13 protein-coding genes are annotated in these 14,213 nt (G+C 42.8%); 11 read left to right on the top strand and 2 right to left on the bottom strand.

Annotated elements, in window-relative coordinates; genetic code table 11:
* The first annotated feature begins 1 nt into the window (after position 1).
* From V7K84_RS33150 to V7K84_RS33140, 3 genes are all read left to right on the top strand, one after another.
* Positions 2–613 carry an ATP-dependent Clp protease proteolytic subunit gene (locus V7K84_RS33150; protein WP_334844584.1) on the top strand — a complete coding sequence of 204 codons (612 nt, stop codon included), beginning with the start codon at positions 2–4 and terminating at the stop codon, positions 611–613.
* A gap of 251 nt (positions 614–864) precedes the next feature.
* Entirely contained in the window at positions 865–1,488 is a 624-nt protein-coding gene (locus tag V7K84_RS33145; protein WP_334844583.1) for a J domain-containing protein, read from the top strand.
* A 365-nt stretch (positions 1,489–1,853) separates the two neighbouring features.
* Positions 1,854–2,369, top strand: a complete 516-nt coding sequence (locus V7K84_RS33140) for a hypothetical protein (RefSeq protein WP_334844582.1) — start codon at positions 1,854–1,856, stop codon at positions 2,367–2,369.
* Positions 2,370–2,433: 64 nt separating this feature from the next.
* Here V7K84_RS33140 and V7K84_RS33135 read toward each other — a convergent pair whose 3' ends face one another.
* Positions 2,434–3,636, bottom strand: coding sequence for an aminotransferase-like domain-containing protein (locus V7K84_RS33135; RefSeq protein WP_334844581.1), 1,203 nt, complete (start codon positions 3,634–3,636; stop codon positions 2,434–2,436).
* 131 nt (positions 3,637–3,767) lie between these two features.
* Between V7K84_RS33135 and V7K84_RS33130 the strand changes: the two genes are divergently transcribed.
* The 3 genes from V7K84_RS33130 (at position 3,768) to V7K84_RS33120 (ending at position 8,362) form a co-directional block, all read left to right on the top strand.
* Positions 3,768–4,607 (top strand): basic amino acid ABC transporter substrate-binding protein, encoded by an 840-nt coding sequence (locus V7K84_RS33130; RefSeq protein WP_334844580.1) that lies wholly within the window; start codon positions 3,768–3,770, stop codon positions 4,605–4,607.
* A 303-nt stretch (positions 4,608–4,910) separates the two neighbouring features.
* On the top strand, positions 4,911–6,896 hold the full coding sequence (locus tag V7K84_RS33125) for a serine/threonine phosphatase (protein ID WP_334844578.1): 1,986 nt from the start codon (positions 4,911–4,913) through the stop codon (positions 6,894–6,896).
* Between the two features lie 179 nt (positions 6,897–7,075).
* Positions 7,076–8,362, top strand: coding sequence for a protein kinase domain-containing protein (locus V7K84_RS33120; RefSeq protein ID WP_334844575.1), 1,287 nt, complete (start codon positions 7,076–7,078; stop codon positions 8,360–8,362).
* 84 nt (positions 8,363–8,446) lie between these two features.
* Here V7K84_RS33120 and V7K84_RS33115 read toward each other — a convergent pair whose 3' ends face one another.
* Entirely contained in the window at positions 8,447–8,665 is a 219-nt protein-coding gene (locus tag V7K84_RS33115) for a DUF4327 family protein (RefSeq protein WP_012407469.1), read from the bottom strand.
* Positions 8,666–9,572: 907 nt separating this feature from the next.
* On the opposite strand from V7K84_RS33115, the gene V7K84_RS33110 reads away from it, so the two are divergent.
* From V7K84_RS33110 to V7K84_RS33090, 5 genes are read left to right on the top strand one after another with little or no spacing between them, the layout of a single operon-like run.
* On the top strand, positions 9,573–9,998 hold the full coding sequence (locus V7K84_RS33110) for a tetratricopeptide repeat protein (RefSeq protein WP_334844573.1): 426 nt from the start codon (positions 9,573–9,575) through the stop codon (positions 9,996–9,998).
* A 19-nt stretch (positions 9,999–10,017) separates the two neighbouring features.
* Positions 10,018–11,046 (top strand): UDP-N-acetylglucosamine 4,6-dehydratase (inverting), encoded by a 1,029-nt coding sequence (gene pseB / locus V7K84_RS33105; RefSeq protein WP_334844572.1) that lies wholly within the window; start codon positions 10,018–10,020, stop codon positions 11,044–11,046.
* Positions 11,004–12,209, top strand: coding sequence for a UDP-4-amino-4,6-dideoxy-N-acetyl-beta-L-altrosamine transaminase (gene pseC, locus V7K84_RS33100; RefSeq protein ID WP_334844569.1), 1,206 nt, complete (start codon positions 11,004–11,006; stop codon positions 12,207–12,209). Before pseB ends, pseC begins: the two co-directional genes overlap by 43 nt.
* Positions 12,206–12,955 (top strand): glycosyltransferase family protein, encoded by a 750-nt coding sequence (locus V7K84_RS33095; protein ID WP_334844568.1) that lies wholly within the window; start codon positions 12,206–12,208, stop codon positions 12,953–12,955. The genes pseC and V7K84_RS33095 overlap by 4 nt, the downstream gene beginning before the upstream one ends.
* 41 nt (positions 12,956–12,996) lie before the next feature.
* Positions 12,997–14,211, top strand: coding sequence for an N-acetyl sugar amidotransferase (locus V7K84_RS33090; RefSeq protein ID WP_334844567.1), 1,215 nt, complete (start codon positions 12,997–12,999; stop codon positions 14,209–14,211).
* The last annotated feature ends 2 nt before the right edge of the window (positions 14,212–14,213 follow it).

The following is a 14,213-nucleotide window of genomic DNA, read 5'->3' as shown; positions in this document are numbered from 1 at the left end:
TATGCCTATAGGCGTTCCTAAAGTTCCTTACCGGATGCCCGGTGGACAATATACAGATTGGATTAGCATCTACGATCGCCTTTACCGGGAACGGATTATATTCTTGGGGCGAGATATTGATGATGAAATTGCCAATCAAATTATCGCTGTAATGCTGTATCTGGACTCAGACGATCCAGGTAAAGATATTTATTTATACATCAACTCCCCCGGTGGAATGGTTACATCTGGCATGGCTATTTTTGACACCATGCAACATATCAAATCAGATGTAGTGACTATTTGCGTGGGATTAGCTGCTTCAATGGGGTCTTTCCTGCTGGCAGCTGGCACCAAAGGCAAACGGCTAGCATTGCCTCACTCACGGATTATGATTCACCAGCCTTCAGGTGGCACCCGCGGACAAGCAACCGATATCGAAATTGAAGCTAGAGAGATTCTGCGGATTCGTCACCAGCTCAATGGCATTTATGCCGATAAAACAGGTCAGACCATAGAAAAGATTGAAAAAGATATGGATCGTGACTTTTTCATGTCTGCCGAAGAAGCAAAAGAATACGGCTTAATTGACCGTGTGATTGAAGAACGAACCTCTATAGTAGCAGACCAGTAGAGGGGCAGAGGAGCAGGGGAGCAGAGGAGACAAGGGGACAAGGAGGAATTATTAAACAAGTCTCTCCCTTGTCTCCCTCCTCTTCCTTGTCTACCTTGTCTCTTCTCTATGCTCAATCCTCTTCTTTAAACAAACTGTCAACATTGAACTTTAAAATAGAAAATTAGCCCTTATCATTAATAGTCCGGGCTTGAAGCTGATACTGACAGATAATAGCCGATAGCTAAATATTCGATAGCTGATAGCTCAAGATGGATCTTGGAGATTGCTACCGTTTGCTAGGTTTAAGATCGGGAGCTTCTTTTGCTGACATCAAAGCGTCTTACCGACGACTGGCGCAGCAATATCATCCCGATATCAACCCAGATGACAACAAAGCCAAAGATAAATTTATTGCCTTGACAGAGGCTTACAAACTCCTGCTGACGGTAGTACTACCAGAGGAAATTGGCGTACATTCAAGTCATGTGTCAACGTCTGAACGTGACGACGCCAAGGCAACGCAGCGGCAGAAAACACCAGTAACGACGGTGACAAGCCAACAATCAGAGAAACCAAAGCCGCCGAATCTGTTGGAAATAGAAGAACGGCTGAAGTGGAAGACTTATGAGCAATTGCAGCGATTTTTGCAAGAAAGACGATTTCCGCAAGCGATCGCCCTGGCGGAAGCTCTAGCAGATCGTTTGTCAACAGATGCAGAAGTCCGTCAATGGCTAGCGATCGCTTATCAAATTTGGGGACGGGCGCTAATTTCCGAAAAACAACTACTCAAAGCCAGAATTTATCTCAAAAAAGCTCTGAAGACAGACCCCCATAATAAAAGTCTCTGGTACGAAGTCCAGCGCGATTTCCAGCGCTTGGAGCAAATTTTTTAAAGATTCAAAATTAGCCCTTTCAAGACTGATAAAATTTTTGGAGAAGAATTCTTCTTATTTTTGTGTTATCTGCGACTAATGCAGTTAAGTAAATTCCCAAAAAATGCTGATTCAACTTGAAAGGGCTGGTTCTGAGTATAAAAATTTTACCCAAAAGCTTGATTTTCGGATTCTGTTAGAAAATAAACGCTTCAATTATCGCTTTATTTACAGTTGAAAAATAAGCTCTTATTTTTCTTTTTTCAGAGTGATTAACGAGGGTTAATTACTTTAGATTTTTGTTACATACTTAGAAATTTTTCTGCCTACTTTCTATAAATAGTTAATCTAGTAAATAAATATAAAATTGAATTTGGAAACCACTCATGGGGATCGGAACAATCACCAGGGTTTTCGGCCTATTCATCTCCGCGCCGCTAGCATTTGCGACCGCCGCTCAGGCTGCGCCGTTCAACAGTCCGGGCTATCCAAACTATACCTACGAAGGGAAATACCCGGAGTCTACGCCCTGCCGTTACAACCTCCAGCAGAGTAAGAGCGCAACCTGGGCTGGAAGCAAGATAACGCTGAAGTACTTCTACAGCGGCCAATGCGGTTCATTCGCGCGAATCGACAACGCGCCGCCTTACTGCAAAGTCTACCTCGATCGCACCCGGAGCAGTAACCCCAACCCCAGCAGCTGGGACTACGTTGGTGAGACCGTCGATCCGGGCATTAACTTTGCCTACACGAAGGTCGGCAATAACCTCAGTGGCCGCCTCTCCCGCGCGGCGCTAGTCTGCGGCACCGGAACCGTCGTAACCCCACTAACTGGTACTAAGCGTGACTTTTTGCGGGATGTGGAAAAGGAAGAGCGGTTCGCTAATTGCTACGGCTCGTAAGTTGGAAAGTCTGACCAGAGATTTCCTTAGATCGGACTTTCCACTAAATCGAAAATTGGTACGATCATCGCTGCCATCCCCTCAGCACTGCTCCCAAGGTAGCGATTCCCTCGACAATCTTCTTAGTTGGTTGAAAGCTAAAAGCTAACCTGATGGCATCATCTCCCTGTCCATTGGCGTAGCAGCGAGTTCCTGGGAGAAAGCTGATGCCATGTTCATTGGCAGCAGTTAGGAGTGCTTTGGCGCTGATGTCTGGCGGTAATTTACACCATACAAAAAAGCCACCACCTGGTCGCAAAGCAACTACATCACTGGGAAACTCTTGAGCGATCGCTTCTAACAACAAATTACACTTATGTTTGTAGCAGGCGATTAGCTCCTGAATGTGACGATCTAGTTTACCTGTAGCACAGTAGCGACCAACCACATGGCTGACAAACGGCCCCACAGGCCCTTCACTTTTGAACATTGCCAACCGCTCAATAATTGCTGGATCGCCACAAGCCCAGCCTAGTCGGATGCCAGGCGCAATAATTTTTGAGAAGGTATTCACATATAACACCCACCCCTCCTTGTCAAGGCTTGCCAAAGATGGCACAGCTTCGCCTTGGAAGCGCAAATCGCTGTAGGCATCGTCTTCCACCACCAACACGCCATACTCAGCCGCTAACGCTACCATTTTTTGGCGACGAGATAACGGCATAGTAGAGCCTGTGGGATTATGAAAAGTAGGGATAGTGTAAATAAACCTGGGTCGAATCCCCCGTTTTTTCAAGTCGCTTAAAGTTTCTTCTAACGCATCTACATCCATTCCCATCTCATCTACAGGAATAGTAATCAGGCGGGCGCCAGCCTGGACAAATCTATTAACTACTCCCAAGAAAGTTGGCCCTTCCACAATTACCACATCACCAGGTTCGAGAAACACATCTGGTAGCAAGCCCAAAATCTGACCGGAACCGTAGCCAATAATCACGCGATCGCGATCGGCGGGTATTCCTTGGGCTTGCAAGCGGAGAATTATTTGTTCATAAAGTTGGGCTGAAGGTGGTCCGTAATTGAGAGCGATCGGAGCTTCTTCTGCCAGTACAGCAGCACTTGCAGCAGACAAGTCAGCATGGGGAAAGAGAATTGGGTCAGCTAGACCATAGGCAAAGCTGACGGTGATGATTTTGGTTAACTCAGTGCCGTAAGTTGGTGGTGTCAGATTTCTAGCTCTTTCGGCGAACAAATCAGCAATTTGGTAAGCAGAAGTGGTAGAAGCCATAAGCGATTAAAAATTGGGAGTCAGAATATAGAACACACACAAAGGCAATTAGCAAAAAGTCATACGTATGTATTCTTTCTTATAACATCATGACAAGTATCGTAAAAATTGATTACTAGAACAAAATTACTATGGTGAAATTAATTAACTTCAAGTGGCAGCAGCTAATTCTCAGCTTAGGCTGCCTACTACTAATTATTGCCTGTCAAAGTTTATATCCCACTACTGACCCAGACGCTAAACCTCTCAAGGTAGCCACAGATCCCACCTTTGTCCCTTTTGAATTTCAAACAGCTGATGGTAAGTTAGAAGGTTTTGATATTGATTTAATGAATGCGTTGGCGTCGCCCGCCGCAGGTCTTACCCTGAGCCTGTCGAAGGGCATCGCTAAAGTAGCAGGTTTTGCAGTCCAGTTTGAAAGTCTGCCCTTTGATGGCACGATCTCTACCTTGCAAGCCAAAAGAGTCGATGCAGCAATTAGCGGAATCACGATTACCGCCGAACGCCTGAAAACAATTGCTTTTTCACGACCTTATTTTAAAGCCGGACTTGCGATCGCTGTCCGCGAAGACAATCAAAATATTCAAGACTTCAATAGTCTCAAAGGCAAAAAAATTGCTGTCCAAATTGGTTCCACTGGGGCAGATTTTGCCAAAACCATCCCCAACGCTAAAATTAGTACTTTTAATTCTGGGCCAGAATTTTTCCAAGACTTGCTTAATGGCAACGTTGATGCTGTGATTAGCGATGCTTTCGCGACTTTGTATGCCATTAAAAATGGCAAACTTAAAGGCATCAGAGTTGTTGCGGATTTCCTTACCCAAGAATACTACGGGATTGCTATGCCCAAGGATTCACCCCATTTGGATGCAATTAACAAAGGTATAGCAACTTTGTTATCCAATGGCACTTACAAGCAAATTTATCAAAAATGGTTTAAAGTTGAACCTCCACAATTGCCAGACTCTTGATAATTGGGCATTGGGCACAAGAGGCAGAGGTGCAAAGGAGCGGAGGGGCAGAGGGGAAAAACTGAAAAACTTACTGCAACTTCTCCCCTGCTCCCCTGCTCCCCTGCTTCTTCCATTCCCCATTTCTAATGAATTGCCTGCCAATATATGAAATATTTATCTAATATGCGTCACAATTAATACTGCCACCAAAATTCATTGATAAACTACAATCTACTGTAGTCAGGGACAGCCAATTGTGGCACCTTGAATGTTAGTGGCTAGAAGCACCTTGGAACGAATGGGAATAAAGGAACTTCCACTATGCTGATTTGCCCTCAGTGTAAATTTGAAAACCCCAATAGCAACAAATTCTGTCAAAACTGTGGCACGTCCCTGACTCACAAGGTTTGTCCTGAATGCGGTACAGATGATGTACCTGTGAATGCACTACGTTGTCATAACTGTGACGCAGAATGTGGAACAGTGTTTTGGGCAATTATTGCTAAAGAAACAACTGGGGAAGCTTTGAGAGTAGAAGGGGATGTCGGAGATGTGGGAGGTGAGGAAGTAATACCCTCCTCATCTCCTTTATCGCCTAGCTCTCAAATTACATTAGGCTCCTATTTAGACTCCCAAGAGCGCTATCAATTATTAGATGTGCTACCTGCTCAGACGGAAACTGCCATTATTACTGATGTGGGTGTGAGAGTTCTAGACTGCCAGCCGTATCAAATATCACCAATTGAGGCAATCCTAGAAAGTCAGGAATCAGATTTGCTAACGCCATCAGTGGAAGCGAGTGAGATTCCTCGCCTTGCTAAACTTTATATTGCTTTACAATCCCAAGGTGAGCGGGGGATACCGTCGATTCACGACGCATGGCAGCAAGGTGATATACAGGTATTAATAATCGAAAACCGCTCGGATTGGCAGCATTTACTCGACCTCTGGCAAGAAGAAACAACCAGTTCGTTAAAAATTTTACACTGGTGTTATGAAATGGCCCAACTTTGGGCAGTATTGGAACCAGTAAATTGTCGTCAAAGCCTTTTAGATTTGTCGAATTTGCGATTGGATGAAGACCAAACATTGGCACTACAAAGGTTGTATGTGGAATCATCGAATTCTCAGCCCCCCACGGAGTCGCCAGAAGATAGCCAAAGCCAAACATCTGCTATTCCAGAGGAGCCATTAACTATCCAAGCTTTGGGAAGAGTTTGGCAAGCACTATTTAGACAGTCGCAACGAACTCAATTTGGCTCTGTAGTCCAAATGTTGGGGGATTTAGAGGTAGGTAAGATTCACACGATCGCCCAATTGCGATCGCGTTTGGAGGAAATTTCTATTGAACTGGAAGCACTAGGAACCGCAACTTTACCCCCAATAAAGGAGAATAATACAGCTGTGTCCACTATCCCGCAATCAGATGAGTTAGAAGATATCATTAGTAAAACTGATGATATGCCAACTGTTGTGCTGGCGATGCAGTTAAGCAGCTTAGAAGATGCAGGACGCACAGATGTGGGGCGTCAACGTCATCATAACGAGGACTGCTTTGGCATCGAAACCAAAATTCAGAAACTGGAGTTCCCTAAAAGTCGAGTTTTAGAAGGGCATGGTTTGTATATTCTTTGTGATGGTATGGGTGGACACGCTGGCGGCGAGATAGCTAGCGATTTAGCAGTCAATACCCTACGGCAATACTTTCAAGAACACTGGATTGCCAACCAGCTGCCAACAGAAGATAGCATTCGTGAGGCAGTGTATTTAGCTAATGAGGCGATTTACAAGCTCAATCAACAAGATGCCCGTTCTGGAGTTGGTCGTATGGGTACAACTTTAGTAATGCTTTTAATTCAAGATACTCAAGCAGCAGTTGCTCATGTGGGAGATAGCCGTCTCTATCGCCTGACGCGTAAGCAGGGACTAGAACAAGTCACAGTAGATCACGAAGTTGGGCAACGAGAGATTAACCGAGGAGTGGAAGCAAGTATAGCTTACGCCCGTCCAGATGCCTACCAACTTACCCAAGCCTTGGGGCCTCGTGATGAAAACTCGATTAATCCCGACGTAGGCTTTTTCGACATCAACGAAGATACTCTTCTGCTGTTGGCATCGGACGGTCTATCAGATAATGATTTACTAGAAACCCATTGGCAGACTCACTTAGAACCCTTACTTAGTTCTGGTGCTAACTTAGAACGGGGTGTGACAGATTTAATTGATTTGGCAAATCAATACAACGGTCACGACAATATTACTGGTATACTTATTCGGGCAAAAGTACGCCCAAATCTAGAAAGTTAATCATAAATGGGCATAGGGAATGGGGCATGGGGAAGAAGCAAAGGAGCAGGGGAGCAGGGGAGCAGAGGAGAAGTTGCAGTAAATTTTTCCCCTTTGCTACCTCTGCCTCTTATACCCAATGCCCAATGCCCAATGCCCCATTCCCTATTCCCTAATCCATTTACCTTGTAGGTTGTATTGTGGTTAGTCTGACCCTGTTAGAACCGCAACAGAAAACGCCCCTCCAGCAGTGGAGCTTTGAGAACTCCTCCATAATTCGGATTGGTCGAGCGGCAGATAATCACGTTGTTTTAACTGATAGTTTAGTTTCGCGGCATCATCTAGAACTGAGAAAAGTCGGTAACGCTAGCAATGGCGATGCTTGGCAGCTGATTAGTCAGGGTACAAATGGGACTTTTCTCAACGGTATCCTTGTAATTCAGAGTCCGTTACCAGATAATTCCCTTTTGCAATTGGCACAGGGAGGCCCAATACTGCAATTCCAAATTCAGGAGGTAACAGTACTGGAAACTGGTTTGCGATCGCAGCAACAAATACAAGGGACAGCAGAAAACGCCGCTGAGACACTTTACTCAGCAAGAAATCTGGCAAATTCATCCTCCACTTGCACGCACGAAGGCAACTCTCCAAACAATCTGTTTTGCATCCACTGCGGTCAACCTCTCTCAGTCCAACAGAGAATTCGCCATTATCAGGTGTTGCGAACTCTCGGACAAGGAGGTATGGGTACTACCTATCTGGCTTGGGACGAGGCTGGTCTGATTGCGGGTATGCCACAACTGCTGGTGTTGAAGCAAATGAATGCTGATATGTTGAAAATTGTCAAAGCTCAAGAGTTATTTGAGCGAGAGGCGCACACTCTCAAATCCCTTAACCATCCTGGAATTCCCAAGTATTATGACTTCTTTGTAGAAGGCGGAAAAAAATACTTGGCAATGGAACTAATTCACGGACAAGATTTGGAGAAACGCGTCTATACCACCGGCCCAGTGACACCAAACCAAGCGATCGCTTGGATGATCCAAACCTGCGATATTTTAGACTATCTTCATAGCCAAGAGCCTCCACTGATTCACCGCGATATCAAACCCGCCAATTTAATGGTGCGAAGTTCAGAAAATCGCATCGTGGTGCTAGATTTTGGCGCAGTTAAAGAAATTGGCACAGCGCCTGGTACTCGAATTGGTGCAGAAGGTTACTGCGCCCCTGAACAAGAACGAGGACAACCTTTGACTCAATCTGATTTGTATGCAATTGGGCCAACGCTGATTTTTCTGCTCACAGGCGAAAACCCGTTCAAGTATTACCGCCAACGAGGGCGAAACTTCAGGTTTGATGTGGCAAAAGTTCCCACCATTAGTTCCCAATTAAGAGATGCGATCGATCGCGTTACAGAACCATTGCCACGCGATCGCTATCAAAATGCAAAGGAATTGGCTGCGGCTTTAGCTGCTTGCAAAGTTTAGAGAGTCGGGAGTGTGTAGAGACGCGATTAATCGCGTCTAGGGAGTGGTGAATATTAAAAATTTCCATCCCCTATTCCCTATTCCCTACTCCTCATCCCAAGTTTCTACAGCTAGTAATTCACTAACTGGGTCTTGCATACTAAAGCCAAAGTCAAGCAGTTCTTGTTTCCAGTGCTGCCATTCATTACCATAGAGCAGAGCGATTTTCCAGATGCTATCGCTTGGCTTGATAATATTCGATTCTATGAGTGATTGCACGTTGCGCTGCAATTTCACCATTGGGTGAATCACTTGCTGAGTCATAACCTCGATTGAATTCTGATTTTGTGGGTAAATGCTTAATTAAAACTGCTTTCCATTCTGCAATTGTTGCCGGCCCGTAGAGTGGTGTAATTTGGTAAAGCTAGTCTTAACTTTCTAACTATACCATAAGAAACTCTACTAAGTTACTGGTAAATTCGGTTTTGTACGGTAATTACCACCAGAAAATCCCAATTTACCAAGCAGTCCTTAAACTTTTTGCAGAAGCCAGACAAAAGTTTTGGGAGAAGGAGTAAAGGATGTTTATCTTTCCCCTTTTTTCTTTAACCTTTGCTCCTTTTATTTTTCCTCTTTACCTGTACCTTTTTTTCGCAACAGTGCAACACTACCTTTCGTAAGATATCTATTGTGGACGCCGAGCAGAATAATTAGTCCTCAGGGAAGTTCCACTAAGTAGTGTGATTGAGCATTACTGGGAAAATTCTGTTTGTTTAAATTAGGGAAAATATGCTTGTTGGTTGAAGAAGCTATAGGATACGAGCTAGTTTGAAAGTTTTTGACTGACAGAAAAATTTGCAATTGAGTAGAAATGTCTACTCAATTGTCGATTTAAATGTTATTTACACTATCGCAAACATCTGGCTTTAGGCGAAATAATTGCAAATCTTTATATAATTTTTATGTTTTGCTCAGAGAATAAGACTTGTTAGGGCACAGGGTAGGGTTTTGGTTTGAGGTATAGGAGCGATGCCAACAGCGGTAAACTACGCATGGCAAAATTGGCAGTACAGCATAGGCTTACCATAAGGTTCTCTCGTCTTCAGAGTCAGCATTTGAAGTTTGTGTAAAAAATTTTTAGCGAGGATGTTAGTTTCTGTTGAGCAGATGGGTATCCTCAGAACGGAGGCTTGCTGATACTTAAGTGTTTACCGCAGCAAGTATGTGAGGCATGGCTGGTTCAGACGAAGAATACCTAATTACCCGCAAAAAGCAGATTCAGCGGCGACAAAAGATTGTCACGATCGTGTCGATGTTCTCGTTTTTTGGTTCTACGGTATTTGCAGTTATTCCGGCAATCCAACAGGCTACTCAACCTAAGCCAGCAACTGCGTCTGCTTCTCCTGAGTCAGGATTACAGCAACAGGCGCAGGGCTACGAGTTGGTTTTACAACGGGAACCAGAAAACCAACTTGCTTTAGAGAAACTGTCTGTGCTGCGGTTGCAATTGAAGGATACAAAAGGTGCGATGGAACCTTTGGAGAAGCTGGTGAAGTTACACCCTGAGCGGCAAGATTACAAAGTTGTATTAGAGAAGATTAAGAAGCAAGAGGGAAATAGCGATCGCAGCATAGATAAACAGCCAAAATCTAAGTAGCAATTTCACTTAAATATTTTTGGAAAATAATAATTTTGAGATTTCAAATAAATACAAGATGTTTAATGGCAAATCGATTTTAATCACTGGTGGTACAGGCTCCTTCGGCAAACAATTTGTGAAAACGGTTCTCAGCCGATATCAGCCTCAGAAAGTCATAGTTTATTCACGTGATGAACTGAAGCAGTATGAGATGGCGCAGGAGTTTAATGCACCTGCGATGCGCTATTTTATTGGAGATGTACGCGATCGCGATCGTTTGCATATGGCAATGAGAGGTGTAGATTATGTTATTCATGCTGCGGCACTCAAGCATATTCCTGCTGCTGAATACAACCCAATGGAATGTATTAAAACTAATATTTACGGTGCAAATAATGTTATTGATGTTGCCATTGAACAAGAAGTAGAAAAAGTGATTGCTCTATCAACCGATAAGGCAGTTAATCCAATTAATCTCTATGGCGCAACCAAGCTAGCTGCGGATAAACTTTTTGTTGCAGCTAATAACATTGTCGGGACAATGAAAACCCGGTTTGCTGTAGTTCGCTACGGCAATGTTGTCGGTTCAAGAGGCTCAGTAGTACCTTTTTTTCAAAAATTGATTCAAGAAAAAGCTACGGAGATTCCTATTACAGATGAACGTATGACCCGTTTTTGGATTACGCTCCAACAGTGTGTAGATTTAGTAATTAATAGTTTTGAAAGAATGCATGGCGGAGAAATATTTGTTCCGAAAATCCCTTCCATGAAAATTACCGATTTAGCGGAAACACTTGCACCGGGAGTTACAATTAAAGTTATTGGTATTAGACCTGGAGAAAAATTACATGAAGCCATGTTTTCTTCTGAAGTTTCACATTTAGCTTTGGAATTTGCTGACCATTATGTGATTAAACCAACTATTGAATATGCTCATTCTGTGGATTACGCTTGCAACGCTTTAAGTGAAAAAGGAATCCCTGTTCCAGAAGGTTTTGAGTATAGTTCTGAGATCAATACAGAATGGCTAAAAGGTTTCCAACTACTAGATATGTTAAAGCAATGAGTGGCTACATTCCTTATGGAAGGCAAGATATTAATCAAGAAGATATTGATGCTGTAGTTGAAGTTTTACGCTCAGACTGGATTACTCAAGGTCCAGCTATAGAGAGATTTGAGCAAGCTGTTGCCAACTACTGTGGAGCGAAATATGCCGTAGCGGTTTCTAGTGCTACAGCTGCATTACATATTGCTTGTCTTGCTGCTGGTTTGGAGCAAGGAGATATTCTTTGGACATCACCAAATACCTTTGTTGCTTCAGCTAATTGTGGACTTTACTGCGGTGCAAAAGTTGACTTTGTTGATATTGACCCAAATACTTACAATTTGAGCATAGATGAATTAGAACGTAAGTTGACTTGGGCAGAAAAACAGGGTTGTTTGCCTACAGTATTAATACCCGTGCATTTTGCAGGGCAATCTTGTGAAATGGAACAAATTGCTGCTTTATCACAGCGTTATGGTTTCAAAATTATCGAAGATGCTTCTCATGCAATTGGCGGAAGCTATCAGACACAACCTATTGGTTGCTGCAAATTTTCCGATATGGCGGTTTTTAGCTTTCATCCGGTAAAAATTATTACAACTGGTGAAGGTGGTATGGTCTTAACAAATCAGGAGGATTTATATCAGAGGTTGATTAGATTAAGAAGTCATGGCATAACTCGTAATCCAGATTTAATGCAAGGAGAATCTCATGGTCTTTGGTATTATCAGCAACTAGAATTAGGCTTCAACTATCGAATGACAGATATCCAAGCAGCATTGGGTACTAGTCAGATGCAACGGTTGGATGAGTTTGTAGAACGTCGCTGGTTTTTAGCCAACCGCTATAATCAACTACTGCAAGATTTACCATTAATACTGCCGTGGCAACATCCAGATTCCGAGTCTAGCTGGCATCTTTATGTAATTCGACTCAAGCTAGATAAGATTAATAAAACTCATCGGCAGGTATTTGAAGAACTTAGTCCAGAAAAGATAGGGATTAATTTACACTACATTCCAGTTCATACCCAACCTTATTATCAGCAATTAGGCTTTAGATGGGGTGACTTTCCCCAAGTTGAGAAGTATTACAAGGAAGCTATTTCGCTTCCTTTGTACTACAGCTTTACCCAAGAAGACCAAGACAGGGTAGTAACGACACTGCAAAGGATTTTGCTATGAAAACTGTTGCAATCATTCAAGCTCGTATGGGGTCTACCCGTCTACCTGGAAAGGTGATGAAAGAACTTTGTGGAAAAACTGTTTTGGCACATGTAGTATTTCGAGTTCAAGCTTGTCTGTTAATTGATGAAGTGGTTGTGGCAACAACTAGATCAAAAACAGATGATGTGATTGTGGCAGAAGCAGAAAAATGTGGTTCAAAGTGGTTTCGAGGAAGTGAAGAAGATGTTTTAGAACGTTATTATTTGGCGGCTAAAGAATCTAATGCTGATGTAGTTGTAAGAGTGACTTCTGACTGTCCAATATTTGACCCTGAAGTACTCTCACAAATGTTGGAAGATTTCAAAAATGAAACACTTGAAGGCTTACAAATAGACTACCTCAGCAATTGCTTGAATCGCAGCTATCCCCGTGGATTAGATGCAGAGATTTTCACCTTTAATGTTTTAGAGAAAGCATTTAAAGAAGCACACAATCCATATGAAAGAGAACACGTTACACCTTATATCTACGAGCATCCCGAAATATTTGCTTTACATAACCATACAAACGATGAAGATCTAACTAATTATCGGTGGACTTTGGATACCGAAGACGATTGGAAATTAATAGAAGCAATCTATACAGATATATATCAGAATGAAGAAATTTTTACAACTGATGAAGTAATAGCTCTTTTAAGAGCAAAACCAGAATTGGTTAAACTCAATATTCATGTGAAGCAGAAACAACTTGGTTTTTGCTAGAAAAAGTTACTTAACACTTTATGCCTTAAGGAGCATTTACTATGACTAAATACATTCAGTACTGCACTCATTGTGTTATGCCAGAAACTAAACCGGATTTATATATTGACGAGCAAGGAGTTTGTAGTGCCTGTCGCAATCTTGAAAAGCGGCAAGAAGTTGACTGGCCAGCACGGAAAAAGGAACTGCTTGACATCTTAAAGCGTTACCGTTCTAAGAACAGCAGTAATTATGACTGTATTATTCCGGTTAGTGGTGGTAAAGATAGCCACTTTCAAGTACTCAAAATATTAGAAATGGGAATGAATCCTTTGTGCGTGACAGCTACGACCGATAAACTGTCTGATATTGGACGACGTAATATTGAAAATCTCAAAAACCTTGGTTTAGACTACATAGAAGTGACCACCAATCCCTTAGTGCGTAGTAATATCAATCGTCTAGCGTTAACTGAAATTGGGGATATTTCTTGGCCAGAGCATGTAACTATATTTACTATACCTGTTAGGTTAGCCGTACAACTCAACATACCATTAATTATTTGGGGAGAAAACCCACAGAATGAGTATGGTGGTCCTGCTGCTGCTGGAAACAACAATTCCTTGACCCGACGATGGTTAGAGGAGTTTGGCGGACTGTTAGGGTTGAGAGTCACTGATTTAATTGGGCAAGAAGGGATTGAACCGCAACATCTCATTCAATACACCTATCCCTCTGATGAAGACTTACAAAGGGTTGGGGTAACAGGGCTTTTCTTGGGTTACTATCTGCCTTGGGATGGCTATCAGAACGCCCTTTATGCGCAAGCTCACGGCTTTGAAACTTACCACAAGAGTATTGAAGGTTCTTTAGTAAACTACGAAAACTTAGACAACTATCAGACGGGAATACACGACTACTTTAAATTCCTCAAGTACGGTTTCGGGAGAGCTACAGACCTTGCTTGTTTGCACATCCGGCGTGGACGATTGGGAAGAGAAGAAGCTATCAAACTAGTGAAGATGCACGATGGTAAATTCCCTTGGATTTACTTAGGATGTCCTTTAGAGGAGATTCTTAAAGATATCGATATGACCGTGGAAGAGTTTATCCATATCTGCGATCGCTTCACCAACAAAAAGCTATTTCTCTGTGATAGCAGAGGCAACTTGGTAAAAGACAAACAGGGAAATCTCAGCAAAATTAACTATGACAATATCATTCCTACTTCAGAATTAGACTGGCAATTAACCGTCAATCACACCACAGTCTTATAGGA

Source organism: Nostoc sp. (assembly GCF_036917315.1).
Lineage (GTDB): Bacteria > Cyanobacteriota > Cyanobacteriia > Cyanobacteriales > Nostocaceae > Nostoc.
The sequence above is the reverse complement of the archived record's forward strand: the minus strand, read 5'-3'. Positions and strand labels throughout refer to the sequence as shown.

What these genes read in the sequence shown, in the direction of transcription:
- pseC (WP_334844569.1), top strand. Translation starts at nt 11,004, where the DNA reads ATGGCTAAAAGGTTTCCAACTACTAGATATGTTAAAGCAATGAGTGGC.
- V7K84_RS33135 (WP_334844581.1), bottom strand. Translation starts at nt 3,636, where the DNA reads ATGGCTTCTACCACTTCTGCTTACCAAATTGCTGATTTGTTCGCCGAA.
- V7K84_RS33125 (WP_334844578.1), top strand. Translation starts at nt 4,911, where the DNA reads ATGCTGATTTGCCCTCAGTGTAAATTTGAAAACCCCAATAGCAACAAA.
- V7K84_RS33150 (WP_334844584.1), top strand. Translation starts at nt 2, where the DNA reads ATGCCTATAGGCGTTCCTAAAGTTCCTTACCGGATGCCCGGTGGACAA.
- V7K84_RS33140 (WP_334844582.1), top strand. Translation starts at nt 1,854, where the DNA reads ATGGGGATCGGAACAATCACCAGGGTTTTCGGCCTATTCATCTCCGCG.
- V7K84_RS33130 (WP_334844580.1), top strand. Translation starts at nt 3,768, where the DNA reads ATGGTGAAATTAATTAACTTCAAGTGGCAGCAGCTAATTCTCAGCTTA.
- V7K84_RS33145 (WP_334844583.1), top strand. Translation starts at nt 865, where the DNA reads ATGGATCTTGGAGATTGCTACCGTTTGCTAGGTTTAAGATCGGGAGCT.
- V7K84_RS33110 (WP_334844573.1), top strand. Translation starts at nt 9,573, where the DNA reads ATGGCTGGTTCAGACGAAGAATACCTAATTACCCGCAAAAAGCAGATT.
- V7K84_RS33090 (WP_334844567.1), top strand. Translation starts at nt 12,997, where the DNA reads ATGACTAAATACATTCAGTACTGCACTCATTGTGTTATGCCAGAAACT.
- V7K84_RS33115 (WP_012407469.1), bottom strand. Translation starts at nt 8,665, where the DNA reads ATGACTCAGCAAGTGATTCACCCAATGGTGAAATTGCAGCGCAACGTG.
- V7K84_RS33095 (WP_334844568.1), top strand. Translation starts at nt 12,206, where the DNA reads ATGAAAACTGTTGCAATCATTCAAGCTCGTATGGGGTCTACCCGTCTA.